This window comes from Campylobacter sp. RKI_CA19_01121 (assembly GCF_025771295.1).
Classification (GTDB): Bacteria; Campylobacterota; Campylobacteria; order Campylobacterales; family Campylobacteraceae; genus Campylobacter_D.
This window is the reverse complement of record NZ_JAKMQA010000003.1, coordinates 90,774-111,302: the sequence shown is the minus strand read 5'-3', so window position 1 is coordinate 111,302 and position 20,529 is coordinate 90,774. Positions and strand designations below refer to the sequence as shown.

Sequence of the window (20,529 nt, the reverse complement as noted above, 5' to 3'; positions counted from 1 at the left end):
ATTTTTTATATAAAAATTTATATAATTACGCCTTAATGTTTTGAAAAAGGATAAACAATGAAAAAAGAAATTCACCCAGAATATGTAGAATGCAAAGTTAGTTGTGCTTGTGGAAATTCTTTTACTACTAAGTCAAATAAACCAGAAATTAAAGTTGATATTTGCTCAAGTTGTCATCCATTTTTTACAGGTAGTGAAAAAATCGTAGATGCTGCGGGTCGTGTAGAGAAATTTAAGAAAAAATACGCAATGCAATAATGTTATATTTTATTCCTACGCCCATAGGAAATTTAAACGATATTTCTTTTCATTCTTTAGAAATTTTACAAAAATGCAAACTCTTTTTATGCGAAGATACGAGAGTTTGCAAATCCTTAGTTCATCTCCTTAATGAAAAATTTAATTTAGAAATAAAACCTGATAAATATTTAGCCTTACATACTCATAATGAAAAAGATTTTTTAGCAAAAATAGATGATGATTTTTTTAAACAAGATGTTGCATATTTGAGTGATGCGGGTATGCCAGGTATTAGTGATCCGGGGCAATTTTTAATTGAATATGCCATTAAAAATAATATTGATTATGAAGTCTTGGCAGGGTCAAATGCTGCTTTACTTGCATTAGTTTCAAGTGCATTTTGTAAAAAAGAATTTATTTTTATGGGTTTTTTGGCTAATAAAAATCCTCAAAGACAAAAAGATATTGAAAATTTAATGCTTAATCCTTATCCTAGTATAGTCTATGAAGCACCTACTAGGATACTTAATTTAGTAGAAGAAATTAGTAAAATTGATCCTTTAAGAGAAATTTTTATCATAAAAGAAGCAACAAAGAAATTTGAAGCCAAATTTAGAGCAAATGCCTTAGAAGCTTTAGAAAAATTAAAAACAATGGACTTGCGTGGTGAATGGTGTGTAGTCGTAAGTGCTAAAGAAAAGCAATTTCACCAAAATACCTTGTGTGAGCAAGATATTTATGAACTTGATTTGCCTTTAAAAACAAAGGCAAAGCTTCTTTCAAAAATCAATGCAAAATCTCCAAAAGAAAATTATCAAAAACTGCTTTTAAGTTGAATTTGGTTATTATTTAAAAATGATAGTTTATGGTAAGCAAGTGTTTTTTTATATCTTAGAAAAGCACAAAGAAAAAATTAAAGAAATTTATTTAGCAAAAGAATGTGAAAAAGCTGATTTTTCAAAAATAGCAAAGGCATCAAAAAAAATTAAAAAACTTGATTTTAAGGCCGCGCAAAGTTTAGCAAGAGGTGGAAATCATCAAGGTTTTTTAATGGAAATTGATGAGTTTGAATTTAGCTCTTTTGAGGGTTTAAAAGAAAAAGATTTTATAGTTATTTTATATAATATTAGCGATGTTGGAAATATAGGCGCTATCGTGCGTAGTGCTTATGCTTTGGGTGCTGATGGGATTATTTTGGTAGCTAAAAGCGTGGCTATGGATGGAGTTATTCGTGCAAGTAGTGGCGCGGCTTTAGATATGAAAATAGTTTTAAATGATGATATTTTAAGCATGATAAATGAATTAAAACAAAAAGGTTTTTATATCTATGCTAGCGCAAGCGGAGGTAGTGATATACATACTATCAAGGCCAAAAATAAAAAAGTTTTGATTATGGGAAGTGAGGGTTTTGGTATAGCACCAAAGGTGCTTAAAAAATGCGATGAATGTGTAGGGATAAAAATGCACAATGATTTTGATAGTTTAAATGTTAGTGCAGCATTTGCAATACTTTGCGATAGGATGAAAAATGGATAGTTGGAAAAAATTAGAAGATTTAAATTTATTAGAAGTTCAAAAAAGAACACAAATAGAAATAACTTGTCTTGAATATATTATTAAAAAAGATTTTAAGTCTTTATCTCGTTTTAATATAAATGGTTTTATCAAAATTTTACAAAGAGAATATGAGCTTGATTTTTCTAGCTTTTTAGAAGAATATCATGCCTATTTAGAAGAAAATGGTATTGAGAAAAAAAATCATGTGCATATTGCTCCTAGAATGAACTCATATACCAAAGAAAGCTCAAGTGTATGGTATATTGTAATTATAGTAGTAGTGCTTTTGATAGTGGCTTTAGCTTGGGGTGTTTCAAGATTTTTCCAAAGTTCCACACTAGATGAAAATACTACTAATGTGCTAAATCAAGAACAAATTATCTTAGAAGAAAAAGTTGATGAGAATGAAACTCCGGTTCTTAATTTTTTTGCTGATGAAACCACAGAAAATAATGAAACAAACACAAGTGCTATTTTAGAACCAATAGATGAGAGTAATAATACTATAGAAGAAACATTAGAGGGTAATACTAGTTTAAATATGCCCGAAGAAAATATGGTTTTGCTTAAAGAAAGTATTATAAAACCAAGCGCTGAGCTTTGGCTTGGTATGGTGGATTTAAAAACTTTTAGAAAAAGTTCTTTGACTATTAAAAATGATTATACTTTATCTTTAGATAAAGATATGCTTATTACTACGGGTCATGCTGCATTTAGTTTAAATGATGAGAATAATAATACTTTAGAGTTTAAAAATGGTGTGTCTAAGTTTTTAATGATTAAAGATGGCAAAATCAAACAAATTACAAAAGCTGAGTTTATAAAAGAAAATAGAGGAAAATTATGGTAAGAATTTTAATATTTTCCATTTTTTTTGCTCTTAATGCTTTTGCGCTAAGTGCTTTAGAAGTTGCTAAGCATATTGTTAATGATAATTCTAAAGATGCGCAATTGGAACTTTTGTTTGCAAGAAATGATTATAAAGATGAGCGTGGAAATGTAGATATTTACACTATTTCTCAAATTTTAAAAACCAATTCTTTGGCAAATTTTATATTAAATGAACCAAAAACTTTAACTTTTAGTTTTAAAGCCCAAGCTGATTCTGTTTTGTTTTTTAAAACAATCAATGATACTTTAAATGAACTAGGTTATATTTATTTTATACCAACTGAATTAACTTTAAGGGAAAACTATATCACATATAAGTTAGCCGTAGATTCTCAGTATATGCTTGATCCAGGAGTTTTTTATAAGGCTTTGTTGGGTAGTTCTGTTTTTATTAAAGATATTTATAAAATTTCAGAGTTAAATTATGAATATGAGCTAGATTTTTCAAAAGCAAAACCTAAAGTTAATACTCAAATTCCATTAAATACTATTACTCAATTAAACAAACCTTTAAGAGAATATATTATTGATTTGCAAGGTGCAAAAAGTATGGAGCTTAGTGCGCACAATCTTGATTCTTGGTTTTGCAAAATTCAATTTTTAGATAAAAACTTGAATTTTATACAAGGTGTAGAAAATACACATAAGCAAAATGAAGTAAATGTAAATATACCATTGGGTGCAAAATATGCTATTATAGGAGATATGTTTAGCCTTGATAATATAAAAAGGGGTTTAAAAATTTACTTAAGACGCTAAAAAGGACGGACGATGTTTGAAGAAATTCATTTTAATACCATAGAAAGACTTCCAAATTATGTTTTTGCTGAAGTTAATGCGATTAAAATGGCAGCAAGAAGAGCAGGGGAGGATATAATAGATTTTTCTATGGGAAATCCTGATGGCAAAACTCCTCAGCATATTATAGACAAGCTTTGCGAAAGTGCAAATAAAGACAAAACTTCAGGGTATTCTGCTTCGAGTGGAATTTATAAACTAAGACTTGCAATTTGTAATTGGTATAAAAGAAAATATGATGTTGATTTAGATCCTGAAAGTGAAGTAGTTGCAACGATGGGTTCTAAAGAAGGCTTTGTAAATTTAGCAAGAGCTGTTATTAATCCAGGAGATGTAGCTATTGTACCTACACCTGCTTATCCTATACATACTCAAGCTTTTATCATAGCAGGTGGTAATGTAGCAACTATGAATTTTGATTTTAATGAAAATTATGAATTAAACGAAAATACTTTTTTTGAAAATTTACAAAAAACACTACATGAAAGCATTCCGCGTCCAAAATATGTAGTAGTAAATTTTCCGCATAATCCTACAACAGTTACAGTGGAAAAAAGTTTTTATGAGAGATTGGTTGCTATGGCAAAAAAAGAAAGATTTTATATTATTTCTGATATTGCCTATGCGGACTTAACTTTTGGTTCTTATAAAACTCCTTCTATTTTTGAAGTTGAAGGTGCTAAAGATGTAGCAGTAGAAACTTATACACTTTCAAAATCTTATAACATGGCAGGTTGGCGTGTGGGGTTTGTGGTGGGTAATAAACGCTTAATTGCGGCTTTGAAAAAGATCAAATCTTGGTTTGATTATGGTATGTATACGCCTATACAAGTTGCTGCTACTGTAGCTTTAGATGGAGATCAAACTTGTGTTGAAGAGATTAAGGCAACTTATGCAAAAAGATTGGAAGTCTTACTGGAATCATTTTACCAAGCAGGATGGGAATTAAAAAAGCCTAATGCAAGTATGTTTGTTTGGGCAAAACTCCCTCAAAGCAAGGCCCATCTTGGTAGTATGGAATTTTCTAAGCAGCTTTTACAAAAAGCAAATGTAGCAGTAAGTCCTGGAGTTGGCTTTGGTGAAGCGGGTAATGAGTATGTTAGAATAGCTTTAATAGAAAATGAAAACCGTATTCGTCAAGCAGCAAGAAATATCAAAAAATACTTAAGAGAATAAAATGAAAATAGCGATTTTAGGCTATGGCACGGTAGGAAGTGCTGTTGTAGAAACTTTGTTAAAAAATCAAGATTTAATTAAAGCAAGATGTGATGAAGAAATTCTTCCGGTAATTGCTTTAGCAAGAAGTGCAAAGCCAAATGCATTGATTCCTGTGGTTAATGATATTGATGAGGTTTTAGAGCGTGAAGATATCGATGTATTTGTGGAGTTAATGGGTGGTATTGATTTACCCTTTGAGATAATTTCAAAAATTTTAAAAAGAAAAAAATCAGTAGTAACTGCTAATAAAGCTTTACTTGCTTATCATCGTTATGAGCTTGAAAAATTAGCACAAGATACAGCTTTTGGTTATGAGGCAAGTGTAGCGGGTGGAATTCCTATTATTAAAATTTTAAAAGAGGGTTTGAGTGCCAATAATATCGTTTCTATCAAAGGCATTTTAAATGGCACAAGTAATTATATTTTAAGCAAGATGGCAGAAGATAATGCCAAATTTCAAGAGGTATTAAAAAAAGCCCAAGATTTAGGATATGCTGAAGCTGATCCTACTTTTGATATAGAAGGATTTGATGCTGCGCACAAGCTTTTAATTTTAGCAAATATTGCTTATGGACTAAGAGTAAAACCTGAGGATATCTTGATTGAGGGTATTAGTAAGGTAAGCGATGAGGATATTTATTTTGCAAAGGAATTTGAGTACACCATAAAACATTTAGGTATTGCTAAAATAAAAGATGAAAAAATAGAATTAAGGGTTCATCCTGTTATGTTAAATAAAGATAAAATGTTAGCAAAAGTTGATGGGGTGATGAATGCTATCAGTATAGATGGGGATATTTTGGGCGAAAGTTTATACTATGGTCCAGGAGCAGGTGGTAAGGCAACTGCAAGTGCTGTTGTAGCAGATTTAATCGATATAGCAAGAAAAGAAAAAAATAGTGCTATTTTTGGATATTTAAATGATACTTCTTATAAGCTTTTAAATAAGGATGAAATTTATACAAGATACTATCTAAGATTAAAAGTATTAGATAAAATAGGTGTTTTATCAAAAATTACGCAATTAATGAGTGAACATCAAATTTCAATCGATACTTTTTTGCAAAAGCCAAAAAAAGAAAAGCAAGATTGTAGTACTTTATTTTTTATTACTCATCAAACTTATGAAAAAAATATACAAATTTTAACTCAAAAACTTAAAGAACAAGAATTTGTTAAAGATGATGTTTTTATGATGAGAATAGAAGATTAAATGGCTTTATCACAGTATCTTTTTGGTATAAAAGGTGAAGATATAGCATGTGAATATCTTAAAAATAAAGATTTTGAAATTTTAGAAAGAAATTTTCATTCTAAATTTGGAGAAATTGATATTATTGCTAAAAAAGATAAAATTTTACATTTTATTGAAGTTAAAAGTACACAAGGAAATTATGAAGTAGCCTATAGACTAGATGGTAAAAAATATAACAAAATTATTAAAACCATAGAGTATTACTTTATGAAACACAAAAGTAATGAAAATTTTCAATTAGATTTACTTTGCGTGCATAAAGATGATATAAAACTTTTAGAAAACATTAGTTATTAAGAGAATGTTTATTTTAATCTAATAAAATCTTAAAAAATTAAAGGAGATAACATGGGAAAATATATTGATTTAACTGCAGAAAATTTTGCACAAGCAAAAGAAGGCGTAGCTTTAGTAGATTTTTGGGCTCCATGGTGCGGACCTTGTAGAATGCTTGCACCGGTAATTGATGAGCTTGCAAATGATTTTGATGGCAAGGCTAAAATTTGCAAAGTAAATACAGAAGAGCAAGGTGATTTAGCTGCGCAATTTGGTGTAAGATCTATTCCAACTATCTTTTTCTTTAAAGATGGTGAAGTGGTTGATCAATTGGTTGGCGCTCAATCAAAACAAGTTTTAGCAGATAAACTAAACTCACTTTTATAATCTCAAGCCACTTTTAGTGGCTTTTCTTCATATTTTTTACTATTTAATAATTTTTATTATTTATAATTAAAGAAAAATTTGTATAATATCTCTGAAATAAATCACAAGGAAAATAATGATGTTAGATTTAGCTATTATAGGCGGTGGCCCTGCTGGTTTAAGTGCGGGATTATATGCTACTAGAGGCGGATTAAAAAATGTTGTAATGTTTGAAAAAGGTACACCAGGTGGGCAAATAACTTCAAGTTCAGAAATTGAAAATTATCCTGGAGTTGCACAAGTTTTAGATGGAATTTCTTTTATGGCTCCATGGAATGAACAATGTATGCGTTTTGGTTTAAAACATGAAATGATAGGTGTAGAACAAATTAGCAAAAATACTGATGGTAGTTTTAATATCAAATTAGAAAATGGTAAAGTCGAACAAGCAAAGACTGTTATTATTTGTACAGGTTCTACCCCACGTCGTGCAGGTTTTAAAGGCGAGGATGAATTTTTTGGCAAAGGTGTAAGTACTTGTGCAACTTGCGATGGATTTTTTTATAAAAATAAAGAAGTAGCTGTTTTAGGTGGAGGAGATACAGCCTTAGAAGAGGCATTGTATCTAGCTAATATTTGCTCAAAAGTATATTTAATCCATAGAAGAGATGAGTTTAGAGCAGCGCCTTCAACGGTAGAAAAAGTAAGAAATAATGATAAAATAGAATTAATTACAAATGCAGTGGTTGATGAGGTTTGTGGTGATAATATGGGTGTTAATAAGGTAAAAATAGCATTTAATGATGGCTCTAAAAGAGATCTTGATGTGCCTGGAATTTTTACCTTTGTTGGATTGAATGTGAGAAATGAAATCTTAAAACAAGAAAATGGTGAGTTTTTATGTGCTATGGAAGAAGGTGGTCAAGTGAGTGTTGATCTTAAAATGCAAACTAATATAGCAGGGTTGTTTGCAGCAGGTGATTTAAGAAAAGATGCTCCAAAACAAGTAATATGTGCAGCAGGCGATGGAGCAGTCGCAGCACTTAGTGCTTTAGCATATATTGAAAACTTGCATTAATCTTCACATAAATTTCACAAAAATTAATTAAGATTCTCCTATAAAAAATCAAGGAGAATCTAAAATGAAAAAAATACTAATTCTAAGTACAACTTTAGCGCTAATGGCTAGTGCAAATATTACACAACAAAATACTAATTCATATCAACAAAATATGCCTCATATGCCTCAGCATAATCCTTATGCGCAAAATTATTATGGGCTTTCTAAACCTATTATGGATAGAATTCAAAGTTCTTTTCCTGGAGCTTTTATTGTAGATGTGGATTGGGAAGAATTTGGTTATGAAATTAAACTAAGTAATAATATGGAAATGTTTTTTGATAGAAATGGAAATTTTTTAGGGCAAAAATGGGATGATTAATTAAAAGCGTTATTTGCTTTTAAATAAATAAACGCTACAATTTTCCAAATTCTAAAAAGGCAGATTTAAAATGATTAATATTGGAATCCATGGAAGTAATGGGCGTATGGGTACTCAAATAAGACTTTGCCTAGAAGATGATGAGCAGGCAAAGGCTAGTGCGTTTTTTGATCAAGGATCAAATTATGAAGATTTTTTTAATAAATGTGATGTAATTATTGATTTTTCTACTCCAAAGGGTTGTGAGGATTTACTTTTATATGCAAGAAGTAATCCCAAGCCTTTGGTGATAGGTACTACAGGTTTAGATGCTAAGCAAAATGAGTTAATGCAAAGTGCAAGTATTACTATGTCTATTCTTTATGCAACTAATATGTCTTTGGGTGTGGCGATTTTAAAAAAGCTTTCTTATTTAGCTAGTGAGGCTTTGAGAGATTTTGATATAGAAATACTTGAAATGCACCATAATAAGAAAAAAGATGCTCCAAGTGGTACCGCAATGACTTTAGCACAAAATGTTGCTAAGGCTAGAAATTTAGACTTAGAAAAGGTCAGAGTAAGCGGTAGAGATGGGATTATTGGGCAAAGAAGTAAAGATGAAATCGCGGTGATGAGTTTAAGAGGCGGTGATATAGTAGGTTCACATAGGATTGGTTTTTACAATGAAGGTGAATTTATAGAATTAAATCATACGGCTACTTCAAGAGCTACTTTTGCAAAAGGTGCGATAAAATGTGCAAAATGGTTAGTTTCTCAAGAAAATGGCTTATATGATATAGATGATTGTTTAGGAATTTAAATGTGTGCAGTAGTTGGAGTAATTAATTCAAAAAATGCAAGCACTGTGGCTTACTATGCCTTGTTTGCTATGCAGCACCGTGGACAAGAGGCAAGTGGGATTAGCGTAAGTGATGGTTTGAGTATCAAAACACACAAAGCTAAAGGTGAAGTAGGGCAAATTTTTAATACACAAATTCTAGCAGGATTAAAAGGCGAGATAGCTATAGGACATAATCGTTATTCTACTGCAGGAAATTCTTCTTTGCATGATGCCCAACCTGTTGCAGCTACTTGTTCTTTGGGTGATATTTCTTTAGTGCATAATGGAAATTTGATTAATAAAGAAGAAGTTAGAAAAGAATTGATTAACAATGGGGCTATTTTTCATTCTAATATGGATACAGAAAATGTGGTGCATTTAATAGCAAAAAGCAAAAAAGAAACTTTAAAAGATAGATTTATAGAAAGCTTGACTCAAAGCAAGGGAGCGTATTGCTTTATGCTTGCTAGTAAAAATCAACTTTTTGTAGTAAGAGATCCTTATGGGGTTAGACCTTTATCTTTGGGTAGATTAAAAGATGGTGGGTATATTGTAGCGAGTGAAACTTGCGCTTTTGATTTGATAGAGGCTGAATTTATCCGCGATGTAAAACCAGGCGAGATGTTGATTTTTACTCAAGGTAGTGATGAGTTTGAAAGCATTCAAGTATTTGATAAGACAGATCCAAGAATTTGCGCATTTGAGTATATTTATTTTGCTAGACCTGATAGTATTATAGAAGGTAAAAGCGTATATGAAGTGCGTAAAAAAATGGGTGAAGCCTTGGCTAAAAAATTTAAAGAAAAAGTGGATTTTGTAGTGCCAGTTCCAGATAGTGGTGTAAGTGCTGCTATAGGTTTTGCGCAATATTTAAAAATCCCACTTGAAATGGCAATAGTGAGAAATCACTATGTTGGAAGAACTTTCATAGAGCCAACTCAAGAAATGAGAAATTTGAAGGTAAAATTAAAACTCAATCCTATGAAAAAAGTCTTAGAAGGCAAAGATATAGTGGTGATTGATGATAGTGTGGTAAGAGGAACAACTTCTAAAAAAATTATTGCTCTTTTAAAACAAGCAGGTGCAAGGAAAATCCATTTAGCGATTGCATGTCCAGAAATTAAATTTCCTGATATTTATGGTATAGATACACCTACCTTTGAAGAATTAATCTCAGCTAATAAAAGCGTTGAAGAGGTTAGAGAGTATACAGGTGCAGATAGCTTGACTTTTTTGGATATTAATGAACTAGTTTCAAGTATAGGCGATGAAAGAAAATACTCTTTAATTAGTTTTGATGGGGATTATTTTATTAAATAATCCTTATCTGCATTTTAATTGTTTAAATACCTTATAGCTTTGAAAATGAGGCGGTAATCCTACTTCAAATGAAAAATCTTTATAAGTATGCCCTGGTAAATTTTTTGCAATATTGATATTATACGAAGCATCTCTTTGTTCTTGATTTGCTCTTTTTATGCTATCAAAATTTTGTTGATTAAAGATTTCACCACTTACCTCATGTTTTTTGTTATCATCAATTATCCTAAGTTCTAAAAAGCATTCAGAAATTTTAAAATTAGTATCATTAGTTACTCTACCTTTTACAATAATACTTTCTGTTGCTAAGCGTCTGTAGGTTGAAAAATTACTCAAACTTGCTTTTTTGGTATATTGATCTATAGTTAATAGTAATGAAATGGTTAAAATTAATGCTAGTATAAAACTCACTATGCAAAAAATAATCATATATTTTTTATTTTGAACTTTTAAGTAGAGCAAAACCCAAGTTAAACCTGTAGAAGCTAACATAATAACAATGATTAAAATATGAAAAAATGTAAAATATCCCATTAAAAACACTTTGAACTAATCTCAATGTCAAAATTTTGACCTTCTTTAAAATCGGAAAATTTGGTTTTTAAATTAATAGTTTGTTGTGGATTTATTGTTTTTTCTATCATGGTTGATTTGCTTCTTAGAGGTTTTATAGTATGTATTAAATTTTTAAAAGTACTATTATCATCACTTTTCTTAAAAACTTCTACTTTTAATTTGCAGTATCTAAAGCTTTTTTTAGAAGTATTTGTTAAGCTATAATCAACGCTGAGTGAGTTATCATATACAAAAAATTGAGCATTATCTAAGCTGGTTATTCTTGATCTAACTTTAGTATCAATTAAAAAATATCCTAAATAAGCGATACCTGCTGAACATAAAATTCCTAAAAAAATCACCATAAAGGCAAAAGCAGGCTTGTTTCTGATGATTAAAGCTAAAAATAAAGTGATAATGAAAAAAAATACAACCAAGGCCATTAATAAAAAATCTATTAAGTGTAAATGAGTAGTATAAAAAATCATTTGCTCTCGAATGTGTTGGGCATTCATTATCACTTCTTTAGTTTTTAATTTGCTACTGAGCTTGTTCTTTTACTATCTTTGCTATCAACCCAAATATTTGGCACAGCTCCACCAGGTGTTAAGAAAATTTTGGCATCTTTATTAACCTTAAGTGCTTCGTTAAACTGCTTTTGAGTTTCAATTTGTTTTAAATCAAGCAAAGGGTTATTTAAACTTTTTGCTATTTCTCTATTTGAATACGCTTGTGCATCAGCTTCTATTTTAACCGCACTTGCTCTACCTTTAGCACTAATTATGGTTGCATTTGCTTCCCCTTCAGCTAAAGCTGCTTTTTTAAGTGCTTCTTGATTAGCTCTTTCTACTTCGTATTTGGTTCTTTCAGCTTCTTGTTTAGCAATTTGTACTCTTTCAATTTGCTCTTTTACTTTTATAGGCAAGATAATCTCTCTAAGTTGAACTGCTTGAAGCTCAGCAGGCTCATTTGGTTGGCTTTCTATGGTTTTTCTAATGCCTTGATCAATTTGCACTGCTATGGTGTTGCGATTGGTCGGAAGCTCTTCTGCAGTATATTGACCTACCACATTTCTTACTACATCTCTTACAACTGGGTCAATGATTTTATTTTCCCAATTAAGCCCCCATGTCGCGATAGTTTGAGGAACCTGTAAAGGATTTAATCTATATTGAACAGTTACATCAATAGACACAGGCAAACCTCTTGAATCAAGCACCGAAATACTATTTTTATTTACAACCCCTGAACCTATTTGTAAATTTTCATTTACACCTTCAATAGAAGCATAATTAATTTGTCTTACTCTAGTATCTACTATAGTGATTTTTTGTAATACTGGCATAAAAAAATGAAGTCCTGGCTCAAGCGGAGTAGGGCTGTATTTACCCGTGGTAGACTTGATCCCCATTTCCCCTGAATTAACTATTGCAAAAGGTTTAAAAAGTGCAAAGACTAAAACAATTGCAATCGCACTATAAATTAATGGAGAAAATTTTCCAAAACCTTTGAAATTAAATTCTGGGGCTTTGAAATTTAAATTTTGCTTATTGTTGTTTTGATTGTTTTTTTTATTAAAATAATCATTCAAATCAGCTGGCATTTAGTTCCTTTGTTAAATATAAGTTAGCATAGAAGCGTATTTTTCATTGCGTCCATAAACTATATCAAAATACGCATTTTGGAGCTTTGTCGTTAGCTCACCTCTTTTTCCATTTCCTATAATTCTTGCGTCAATATTATTTATTGGGGTTATTTCTGCTGCAGTTCCTGTAAAAAATGCTTCATCGGCCACATAAACTTCATCTCTTGAAATTCTTTGGCGCACTACGCTTATGCCCAAATCATGTGCAATTTTTAAAACAGTATCTTGGGTAATACTTTTTAATGAAAAATCATTTGGTGGCGTGATTAATTTCCCGTCTTTAACCATAAAAAAGCACTCGCCTGTCCCTTCTGCTACAAAACCTTCTTCATCAAGCATTAAAGCTTCTTCATATCCTGCTTCTATAGCTTCATATTTAGCCATTTGAGAATTTAAATAATTTGCACTTGCTTTGGCTTTACCTAGGCTAGATTTTACGCTATTTCTAGCAAAAGAAGAAATTTTAACCTTAATACCTTTTTCTAAGCCTTCTTCGCCCAAATAAGCACCCCATTCCCAAGCAGCAATAGCTACTCTAACAGGAGCTTTAGCATGATAAACTCCCATAGTTCCATCACCCAAAAAGATCAATGGGCGCAAATAAGTGTTATTTTGAAAATCATTTGCTCTTAAAAGTTCAACTTGTGCATTTTCAAGTTCTTCTTGAGAAAAAGGTGAGTTGATTAAAGTGATTTTTGCAGACTCTAAAAGTCTTTTGGTATGTTCTTTTAATCTAAAAATTGCTAAACCATTTTGTGTTTTATAAGCTCTTGTTCCTTCAAAAACTGCATTTGCATAATGTAATGAATGTGTTAAAACATGAATTTTTGCATCATCAAAATCAATGATTTTTCCATCCATCCAAATTTTTTTTGCCCTAATCATAAATAAGCCTTTATTGAAAATAAAACTAATTTTATCAAAAATATACTAATAATTGCTAGAATATAGTAAAATTCTTTATTTAAAGCAAGGAAAAACAATGCCTATTATTAGTATCAAACTCGCTAAACCAGAATTTAGCAAAGTACAAAAAGAAGAGTTAATAGCAGATATTACAGAGCTTTTGCATACAAAATATAATAAACCAAAGCAAAATATAGTCATAATGCTAGAAGATATTGAGCCATATAATATTGCTTTTGGTGGTGAAAGTGTAGAAAAATTAAGATTGAAAGGTAAAAAATGAAAGAATTGCAAATTGGCGATAAAGCCCCAGTTTTTGAACTTTTAAATCAAGATGGGGTTAAAATTTCTCTAAGTGATTTTTTGGGTAAAAAAATTATTTTGTATTTTTATCCAAAAGATAATACCCCAGGTTGTACTACACAAGCTTGTGAATTTAGTCAAAATTATGAAGATTTTTTAGGGCAAAATGCTGTGATTATAGGTATTAGTCCAGATAGTGTGAAATCACATGAAAGTTTCATAAAAAAATATGATTTAAAGCACACTTTGTTAAGTGATAGCGAAAAAGAAATTTGCAAACTTTATGGTGCTTGGGGTTTAAAGAAAAATTATGGAAAAGAGTATGAAGGACTTATAAGATCTACTTTTGTAATTAATGAGGAAGGAAATATCGCAAAAATTTATAAAAATGTAAAAGCTAAAGATCATGCTTTTAAGGTGTTAAAAGAATTATGTTAGTTCATATTTGTTGTAGCGTGGATAGTCATTATTTTATACAAGAATTAAGCAAAGCCTATCCTGAAGAAAAAATCATCGGGTATTTTTATGACCCAAACATCCATCCATATAGTGAGCATGAACTTAGATTTTTAGATGTTAAACGCAGTTGTGATAAATTAGGCATTAAACTTTATAAGGGTGAATATGAGTATGAAAAATGGCTTGAGAGTGTAAAGGGTTATGAGGATGAGCCTGAAAAAGGTGCAAGATGTCAAATTTGTTTTGATTTTAGAATGCATAAAAGTGTTGAATTTGCCCAAAAAATAGGAGAAAAAAAACTTACAACAACTCTTTTAACATCTCCTAAAAAAGATTTAGAGCAATTAAAATTAGCATTACAAAAAGAATGTGATAAAATTGGCATAGAGTTTTTAGCACCTGATTTTAGAAAAAATGGAGGCACACAAAGACAATTTGCCCTAGCAAAGCAAGATATGCTTTATCATCAAAATTATTGTGGATGCATTTATGCACTTTCTAAACAAAAAGGTCAAAAAGCCTTTATAGATGAGCTGATGAGTCCTATTAATAAACAAATATTGCCTTCAAGCATAGAAGAAAAAATTAAATTTTACAACCAAGTAAAAAAGTTAGAAAAAAAAGGCATTAAATTTGAAATTCAAAGAGAAAAATTTTTAAATTATCGCTTGTTAAGGGCTTTGATAAAACAAAACAAGCAAGCTATAAGAACTCATGTTTTATTTTACTCACATTTTAAAAATTCTTACACTAAATTTAGTGTTTTAGATGAGGGTTTAAAGCATTATAAAAGTGCAAAGGATGAGATTAATTTATGGAGTTTTGATTATTTTAATAGCTTATGTAAAATGCGATTTAAAAATTACGAAGATTTTTTACAAAATCCTTTAAAAATAGAGCAAGAAATCAAAATAAGACAAAAGCATTTTGGTGCTTATGATCTTTCACCGGTGATTATTGTTGAAAATATTATTAAAGGTGCTTATGAATTTATGGCAAAAAGTGAAATTTATTTTGATAGCAAAGAAAAGATTGTGAAGTTATAAAACTTAATTAATTTATTAATATTTTTTTTGTAAAATCTGAATTTTGAATATATTTTAAGGCTAAATTTATGATAGATGTAATGCAAATTCAAAAAATTTTACCACATAGGTATCCATTTTTACTTGTAGATAAAATCGTAGAATTAAAAAACAAAGAAGTTGTTAGAGGTTATAAAAATATTAGTATAAGTGATCATGTTTTTATGGGACATTTTCCAGATCATCCAATTTATCCGGGTGTGTTAATTTTAGAAGGTATGGCACAAACCGGAGGGGTTTTAGCATTTGAAAGTATGGATGATAAAGTAGATCCAAGCACTAAGGTAGTATATTTTACGGGTATTGATAATGCAAAATTTAGAAATCCAGTGCGTCCAGGTGATAGACTTGATTATGAAATGAGTGTAGTAAAAAATCGTGGAAATATGTGGATTTTCCAAGGAAAAGCTTTTGTAGATGGACAATTAGTTGCAGAAGCTGAACTTAAAGCCATGATAGTAGATAAATGATGAGCAAAATTCATCCAAGTGCAGTTATAGAAGATGGAGCTATTATAGCAGATGATGTTGTAGTAGAAGCTTATGCTTATGTTGGTAAAAATGCTAACATAGGCGCAAATACCATCATCAAACAGGGTGCAAGAATTTTACCTAATGTAACTATAGGTGAGAATTCAAAAGTGTTTTCTTATGCTATAGTTGGAGATATCCCGCAAGATATATCTTATAAAGATGAGATAAGCTCAGGTGTTATCATAGGAAAGAATGCGGTTATTAGAGAATTTGTTACTATTAACTCAGGTACAGCTAAAGGCGATGGCTTTACAAGGATAGGTGATAATGCTTTTATCATGGCTTATTCTCATATTGCGCATGATTGTACTTTAGGAGATCATATCATCTTAGCAAATAATGCTACTTTAGCAGGCCATGTAGAACTTGGAGATTATACTGTAGTAGGTGGGCTTACTCCAATACATCAATTTGTAAAAGTAGGAGAAGGGTGTATGATAGCAGGTGCTAGCGCACTTTCTCAAGATGTGGTGCCATTTTGTTTGGCTGAGGGAAATCGCGCAAGCATTAGAAGTTTGAATTTAGTAGGCATTAGAAGACGCTTTGATAAAGAAGAAGTGGATGTTTTAAGCAAAGCTTTTAAATTTTTATTCAGACAAGGAAATTTAAAAGATAATGCTTTGAATTTATTAGAAAGTACTTCTAGTGAAAATGTTAAAAAAATGTGTAATTTTATCTTAGAAACAAAAAGAGGAATTCCTATATATAAGGAAAAAAACCATGGTTAAAAGATGTAGTTTTTGTAACGAAATAGAAACAAGCGAAAGAAGAATTTTAGTAAATGATTATAATAATGCCTTTATATGTGAGTATTGTGCTGAAAGTGCTTGTAATATTTTCTTTGGAGAGGAAAAAGAGCTAAAAAATAAAGAAGTTGATAAAGAAAATTTTAAAGACATAACCCCTAAAGAATTAAAAGCATATTTAGATAAATATGTCATCGGGCAAGATAGGGCTAAAAAAATCTTTAGTGTAGGGGTGTATAATCACTACAAAAGACTTTTTAGATCTGACTTAGAAGATGATGATACAGAATTAGCAAAATCAAATATTTTATTAGTAGGTCCAACAGGAAGTGGAAAAACTTTACTAGCACAGACTTTAGCTAGATTTTTAGATGTGCCTATTGCAATTTGCGATGCGACTTCTTTAACTGAAGCAGGTTATGTAGGAGAAGATGTTGAAAATATCCTTACCCGTCTTTTGCAAGCTGCTGATGGAGATGTGCAAAGAGCTCAAAAAGGGATTATATTTATCGATGAGATAGACAAAATCGCAAGAATGGGCGAAAATCGCTCTATTACAAGAGATGTGAGTGGTGAGGGCGTGCAACAAGCTTTGCTTAAAATCATTGAAGGATCTTTGGTAAATATCCCACCAAAAGGTGGTAGAAAACACCCAAATCAAGATTTTATACAAATAGATACGACTAATATTTTGTTTGTGTGTGGTGGAGCTTTTGATGGTATTAGTGATATCATTAAAAGAAAACTAGGCGATAATGTCATGGGCTTTTTTACTGATGATAAAAAAGATGAAAAAGAAGCTTTACTTCAAAGATTAGAACCTGATGATTTAGTGCATTTTGGGCTTATTCCTGAACTTATAGGAAGATTGCATGTGCTTGCTTCTTTAGAAGAGCTTGATGAAGAAAGCATGGTGCGTATTTTAACAGAGCCAAAAAATGCCATTATTAAACAATATCAAAAACTTTTTGCTATTGATAATGTGGAATTAAAATTTGAAGATGAAGCACTAAGAGAGATTGCTAAGCTTTCATTGGAGCGTAAAACAGGGGCTAGAGGTTTAAGAAGTATTATTGAAGAGATGATGGTAGATTTGATGTTTGATTTGCCAGAGTATAATGGATATAGTATAGTAATTACCAAAGAGGTAATCAAAGAAGGTGCAAAACCTTTATTTATAAAAAATAAAAAAGTTAAAGGCTGAGAATGATTTTAGATCAAATAATTGGATTTTTTTCAAGTGATATGGGGATTGACTTAGGTACTGCAAATACTTTAGTTTTGGTAAAAGATAAAGGTATAGTGATTGATGAACCTTCGGTTGTTGCAGTAGAGCGTGAAAGATATGGTAGGGTTAAAATTTTAGCTGTTGGAAAAGAAGCTAAGGAAATGGTAGGAAAAACCCCAGGTAATATCGAAGCAATCCGTCCTATGAAAGATGGTGTGATTGCTGATTTTGATATGACTGAAAAAATGATCCGTTATTTTATAGAAAAAACTCATAGAAGAAAATCTTTTTTAAGACCTAGAATTATCATTTCAGTACCTTATGGTTTAACCCAAGTTGAAAGAAAAGCAGTTAGAGAAAGTGCTTTGAGTGCAGGCGCTAGAGAGGTATTTTTAATAGAAGAGCCTATGGCAGCAGCTATTGGTGCAAATTTACCTATTAGAGAGCCTCAAGGGAGCTTAGTGGTAGATATTGGTGGTGGTACAACTGAGATTGGCGTTACTTCTTTGGGCGGACTTGTAATATCCAAATCAATTCGCACAGCCGGTGATAAACTTGATACTAGTATAGTAAATTATGTAAAAGAAAAATACAATCTTGTCATAGGTGAAAGAACGGGTGAGGAGATTAAAATCGCTATTGGTTCAGCAGTTCAGCTTCCAAAAGAGCTTTCTATGGTGGTTAAAGGACGCGATCAAGTAACAGGCTTGTTAAATAGAATCGAACTAACAAGTGAAGATGTAAGAGAAGCTATGCGCGAACATTTAAAAGAAATCGCTGATGCTTTAAAAATCGTTCTTGAAATGATGCCACCTGATCTTGCAGCTGATATTGTTGAAAATGGTGTTGTTTTAACAGGAGGTGGAGCTTTAATACGCGGGCTTGATAAATATTTATCTGAAATTGTAAAACTTCCAGTATATGTAGCTGATGAGCCACTTTTAGCAGTTGCAAAAGGTACAGGTAAAGCTTTAGAAGAAATTTCATTATTACACCAGCTAACGAATGAAGAGTAAAATTCTTAGCGTTTTAATATTATCTTTTTTAGTATTTATTTCGTTTTATTATGGAGATGTAATAAAACGAAATGTTTTAGATTTAAATATTGCTATTGTTAATCAATTTTCTCAAAGTATTGATCTTTTAAAAAACAAATTCAACGAGCATTTTAACCAAGCTGAAGAAATTAGAACTTTAAGAGAAAGAAATGCTGAGCTTGAAAAAAATAATATTTATATGAAAAACTTTGCTAATGAGCTAAATAATATTTTAAGTGATAAAAACTCAAGTTTTTATTATCCTAATGTGAGTTTAGTTAAAGCAACTTCTTATGCGCAAATTAGTGATTATCATAAGGTTTGGCTTGATGTTGATTATAAAGGAAAAATCAAAGGCTTAATTTATAATGGCTATACAGCAGGCATAGTCATAGAAAAAAATGGTAGAGCTTTGGGGCTTTTGCAAGGTGATGAAGAATGTATTTTTTCTGTTTACATAGGTAAAGAACAAGCACCAGGTATAGCTCATGGAAGAAATGATTATATTTTAGTTAAGTATATTCCTAAATGGCTTGAGCTTAAAATAGGTGATAAGGTTTATACAAGTGGCTTAGATGAGATTTTCTTTTCAGGAATTCCAGTGGGAGAAATTTTTAAAATAGAAGAAGAGGGTGCTTATCAAAATGCTTATGTTAAACCCTATGCTAAGATGAAAGTGCCAAACTATTTTTATATGGTAGAAAATTTATAGTAAAAAATTATTTATTTTAATTAATATAAATTATTATTTAGAATTAAATATTACAATAGCTTCTAAGTTTAAAACTAGGAGCTTTAATGAAAAAATATATCAGCAGTTGTTTGGCTATTTGTTGTTTAAGTGGTGCTATTTATGCAAACGAAGTAGAATATGATGCGCAAAAAATAGCAGATATTTTTTATCAACTTAATGCAGATCCTAAAAATCCAAAAGCAAAAGTTAATCATGCAAAGGGCTTTTGTGCTATGGGAACTTTTGAGCCAGCTTTGTCTATCAATAAAGAAGTTGATGTGCCTTTATTAACACAAAAAAGCTTACCGATTCAAGTAAGATATTCTTTGGGTGGCGCTTTTAAAGATGATAAAAGTAAAACAAGGGGTATGGCTATTAGAATTACTGATCCTAAAGATTCTGCCTCTTGGACTATGGTTATGCTAAATACAGAAATAAATTTTGCAAAAAATCCTAAAGAGTTTGGTCAGTTTTTTGAAATGAGACTTCCTGTAAATGGTAAAGTCGATCAAGAAAAAATAAGCAAGATGATGAAAGAGGTTGATTCTTATAGAAATTTTGCTGCATATACGGATAAAATTGGTATCAGTAAAAGCGTAGCAAATACTCCATTTTTTAGTATCCATACTTTTTATTTTAAACAAGCAAATGGAGAAAATTATCTACCAGCAAGATGGAAATTAGTTCCAAGCGAAGGTGTGGTGTATTTAAATGAGGCACAAATGAAAAGTGCAAGTAGTGATTTTTTAAAAGAAGATTTTCAAAATCGTATAAAGGCTAATAAGTCAGTTGAGTATAAGATGTATTTAGTATATGCAAATAAAAATGATATTACTAATGATACAACGGCTTTGTGGAGTGGTAAACACAAAGAAAGTTTAGTTGGGACTTTTAAAGTTAATGCTTTGAGCAAGGAAGATTGTAATTTTGATGTATATTTTCCTTCAGATATACCTCAAGGGGTTAATCCACCACAAGATCCTTTATTTGATGTAAGAAATGAAGCTTATGCTATAACTTTTGGTAAGCGTCAATAAAATTTAGCTCTTTAAGAGCTAAATTCTTTATTAATTTCAACTTCTAAAAAACTTATATTTGTTATAATTTGGCTAAAAA

Annotated in this window: 26 protein-coding genes; 22 read left to right on the top strand and 4 right to left on the bottom strand. The window is 30.7% G+C overall.

Annotated elements, in window-relative coordinates:
• The first annotated feature begins 57 nt into the window (after positions 1–57).
• The 13 genes from rpmE (at position 58) to purF (ending at position 10,183) form a co-directional block, all read left to right on the top strand.
• Positions 58–258: a 50S ribosomal protein L31 gene (gene rpmE, locus L8T90_RS02390; protein ID WP_012662118.1), complete on the top strand. Its 201-nt coding sequence runs from the start codon at positions 58–60 to the stop codon at positions 256–258.
• A complete protein-coding gene (rsmI, locus tag L8T90_RS02385) occupies positions 258–1,076 on the top strand; it encodes a 16S rRNA (cytidine(1402)-2'-O)-methyltransferase (protein ID WP_263679514.1) in 819 nt (272 codons plus the stop codon). The genes rpmE and rsmI overlap by 1 nt, the downstream gene beginning before the upstream one ends.
• Positions 1,077–1,095: 19 nt before the next feature.
• A complete protein-coding gene (rlmB, locus tag L8T90_RS02380; protein ID WP_263727631.1) occupies positions 1,096–1,776 on the top strand; it encodes a 23S rRNA (guanosine(2251)-2'-O)-methyltransferase RlmB in 681 nt (226 codons plus the stop codon).
• Entirely contained in the window at positions 1,769–2,647 is an 879-nt protein-coding gene (locus L8T90_RS02375) for a hypothetical protein (protein ID WP_263702302.1), read from the top strand. Before rlmB ends, L8T90_RS02375 begins: the two co-directional genes overlap by 8 nt.
• Complete coding sequence (locus L8T90_RS02370) at positions 2,641–3,447, top strand: hypothetical protein (protein ID WP_263663884.1); 807 nt, start codon at positions 2,641–2,643, stop codon at positions 3,445–3,447. The genes L8T90_RS02375 and L8T90_RS02370 overlap by 7 nt, the downstream gene beginning before the upstream one ends.
• A 12-nt stretch (positions 3,448–3,459) precedes the next feature.
• Positions 3,460–4,662, top strand: coding sequence for an LL-diaminopimelate aminotransferase (locus L8T90_RS02365; RefSeq protein ID WP_263663885.1), 1,203 nt, complete (start codon positions 3,460–3,462; stop codon positions 4,660–4,662).
• Position 4,663: 1 nt separating this feature from the next.
• Positions 4,664–5,917: a homoserine dehydrogenase gene (locus tag L8T90_RS02360; RefSeq protein ID WP_220555476.1), complete on the top strand. Its 1,254-nt coding sequence runs from the start codon at positions 4,664–4,666 to the stop codon at positions 5,915–5,917.
• Positions 5,918–6,256: a YraN family protein gene (locus L8T90_RS02355; RefSeq protein ID WP_263702305.1), complete on the top strand. Its 339-nt coding sequence runs from the start codon at positions 5,918–5,920 to the stop codon at positions 6,254–6,256.
• 51 nt (positions 6,257–6,307) lie between these two features.
• Positions 6,308–6,622 (top strand): thioredoxin, encoded by a 315-nt coding sequence (trxA, locus tag L8T90_RS02350; protein WP_012662110.1) that lies wholly within the window; start codon positions 6,308–6,310, stop codon positions 6,620–6,622.
• Between the two features lie 118 nt (positions 6,623–6,740).
• Positions 6,741–7,679: a thioredoxin-disulfide reductase gene (gene trxB, locus L8T90_RS02345; protein ID WP_263725197.1), complete on the top strand. Its 939-nt coding sequence runs from the start codon at positions 6,741–6,743 to the stop codon at positions 7,677–7,679.
• Between the two features lie 64 nt (positions 7,680–7,743).
• Complete coding sequence (locus L8T90_RS02340) at positions 7,744–8,043, top strand: PepSY-like domain-containing protein (RefSeq protein ID WP_263736605.1); 300 nt, start codon at positions 7,744–7,746, stop codon at positions 8,041–8,043.
• A gap of 70 nt (positions 8,044–8,113) precedes the next feature.
• Positions 8,114–8,842, top strand: coding sequence for a 4-hydroxy-tetrahydrodipicolinate reductase (gene dapB, locus L8T90_RS02335; RefSeq protein ID WP_263736604.1), 729 nt, complete (start codon positions 8,114–8,116; stop codon positions 8,840–8,842).
• Positions 8,843–10,183 (top strand): amidophosphoribosyltransferase, encoded by a 1,341-nt coding sequence (gene purF / locus L8T90_RS02330; protein WP_220555473.1) that lies wholly within the window; start codon positions 8,843–8,845, stop codon positions 10,181–10,183.
• A gap of 3 nt (positions 10,184–10,186) precedes the next feature.
• Here the strand turns inward: purF and L8T90_RS02325 are convergent, their stop codons facing one another.
• The 4 genes from L8T90_RS02325 to ilvE are packed head-to-tail and all read right to left on the bottom strand — an operon-like array spanning position 10,187 to position 13,268.
• The gene (locus tag L8T90_RS02325) at positions 10,187–10,717 is read right to left on the bottom strand and encodes a DUF2393 domain-containing protein (protein WP_263663889.1); all 531 of its coding nucleotides are present in this window, start codon (positions 10,715–10,717) and stop codon (positions 10,187–10,189) included.
• A complete protein-coding gene (locus L8T90_RS02320) occupies positions 10,717–11,253 on the bottom strand; it encodes a DUF2393 domain-containing protein (RefSeq protein WP_263663890.1) in 537 nt (178 codons plus the stop codon). The genes L8T90_RS02325 and L8T90_RS02320 overlap by 1 nt, the downstream gene beginning before the upstream one ends.
• Positions 11,254–11,270: 17 nt before the next feature.
• Positions 11,271–12,341, bottom strand: coding sequence for a prohibitin family protein (locus L8T90_RS02315; protein WP_263663891.1), 1,071 nt, complete (start codon positions 12,339–12,341; stop codon positions 11,271–11,273).
• A gap of 12 nt (positions 12,342–12,353) precedes the next feature.
• Positions 12,354–13,268 (bottom strand): branched-chain-amino-acid transaminase, encoded by a 915-nt coding sequence (gene ilvE, locus L8T90_RS02310; RefSeq protein WP_012662102.1) that lies wholly within the window; start codon positions 13,266–13,268, stop codon positions 12,354–12,356.
• A 97-nt stretch (positions 13,269–13,365) separates the two neighbouring features.
• On the opposite strand from ilvE, the gene L8T90_RS02305 reads away from it, so the two are divergent.
• From L8T90_RS02305 to L8T90_RS02265, 9 genes are all read left to right on the top strand, one after another.
• Entirely contained in the window at positions 13,366–13,572 is a 207-nt protein-coding gene (locus L8T90_RS02305; protein WP_263706753.1) for a tautomerase family protein, read from the top strand.
• Complete coding sequence (bcp, locus tag L8T90_RS02300) at positions 13,569–14,030, top strand: thioredoxin-dependent thiol peroxidase (protein WP_263736603.1); 462 nt, start codon at positions 13,569–13,571, stop codon at positions 14,028–14,030. The genes L8T90_RS02305 and bcp overlap by 4 nt, the downstream gene beginning before the upstream one ends.
• Positions 14,024–15,097: an epoxyqueuosine reductase QueH gene (locus L8T90_RS02295; RefSeq protein WP_263736602.1), complete on the top strand. Its 1,074-nt coding sequence runs from the start codon at positions 14,024–14,026 to the stop codon at positions 15,095–15,097. Before bcp ends, L8T90_RS02295 begins: the two co-directional genes overlap by 7 nt.
• Positions 15,098–15,165: 68 nt before the next feature.
• Entirely contained in the window at positions 15,166–15,606 is a 441-nt protein-coding gene (gene fabZ / locus L8T90_RS02290; protein WP_039619275.1) for a 3-hydroxyacyl-ACP dehydratase FabZ, read from the top strand.
• Complete coding sequence (gene lpxA / locus L8T90_RS02285; protein WP_257942047.1) at positions 15,606–16,397, top strand: acyl-ACP--UDP-N-acetylglucosamine O-acyltransferase; 792 nt, start codon at positions 15,606–15,608, stop codon at positions 16,395–16,397. The genes fabZ and lpxA overlap by 1 nt, the downstream gene beginning before the upstream one ends.
• Positions 16,390–17,619: an ATP-dependent Clp protease ATP-binding subunit ClpX gene (gene clpX / locus L8T90_RS02280; RefSeq protein ID WP_039619273.1), complete on the top strand. Its 1,230-nt coding sequence runs from the start codon at positions 16,390–16,392 to the stop codon at positions 17,617–17,619. The genes lpxA and clpX overlap by 8 nt, the downstream gene beginning before the upstream one ends.
• Before the next feature lie 2 nt (positions 17,620–17,621).
• Positions 17,622–18,659 carry a rod shape-determining protein gene (locus tag L8T90_RS02275; protein ID WP_012662095.1) on the top strand — a complete coding sequence of 346 codons (1,038 nt, stop codon included), beginning with the start codon at positions 17,622–17,624 and terminating at the stop codon, positions 18,657–18,659.
• Positions 18,649–19,392: a rod shape-determining protein MreC gene (mreC, locus tag L8T90_RS02270; RefSeq protein ID WP_263736601.1), complete on the top strand. Its 744-nt coding sequence runs from the start codon at positions 18,649–18,651 to the stop codon at positions 19,390–19,392. The genes L8T90_RS02275 and mreC overlap by 11 nt, the downstream gene beginning before the upstream one ends.
• 86 nt (positions 19,393–19,478) lie before the next feature.
• Positions 19,479–20,450 carry a catalase gene (locus L8T90_RS02265; RefSeq protein WP_263736600.1) on the top strand — a complete coding sequence of 324 codons (972 nt, stop codon included), beginning with the start codon at positions 19,479–19,481 and terminating at the stop codon, positions 20,448–20,450.
• Positions 20,451–20,529 lie beyond the last annotated feature (79 nt).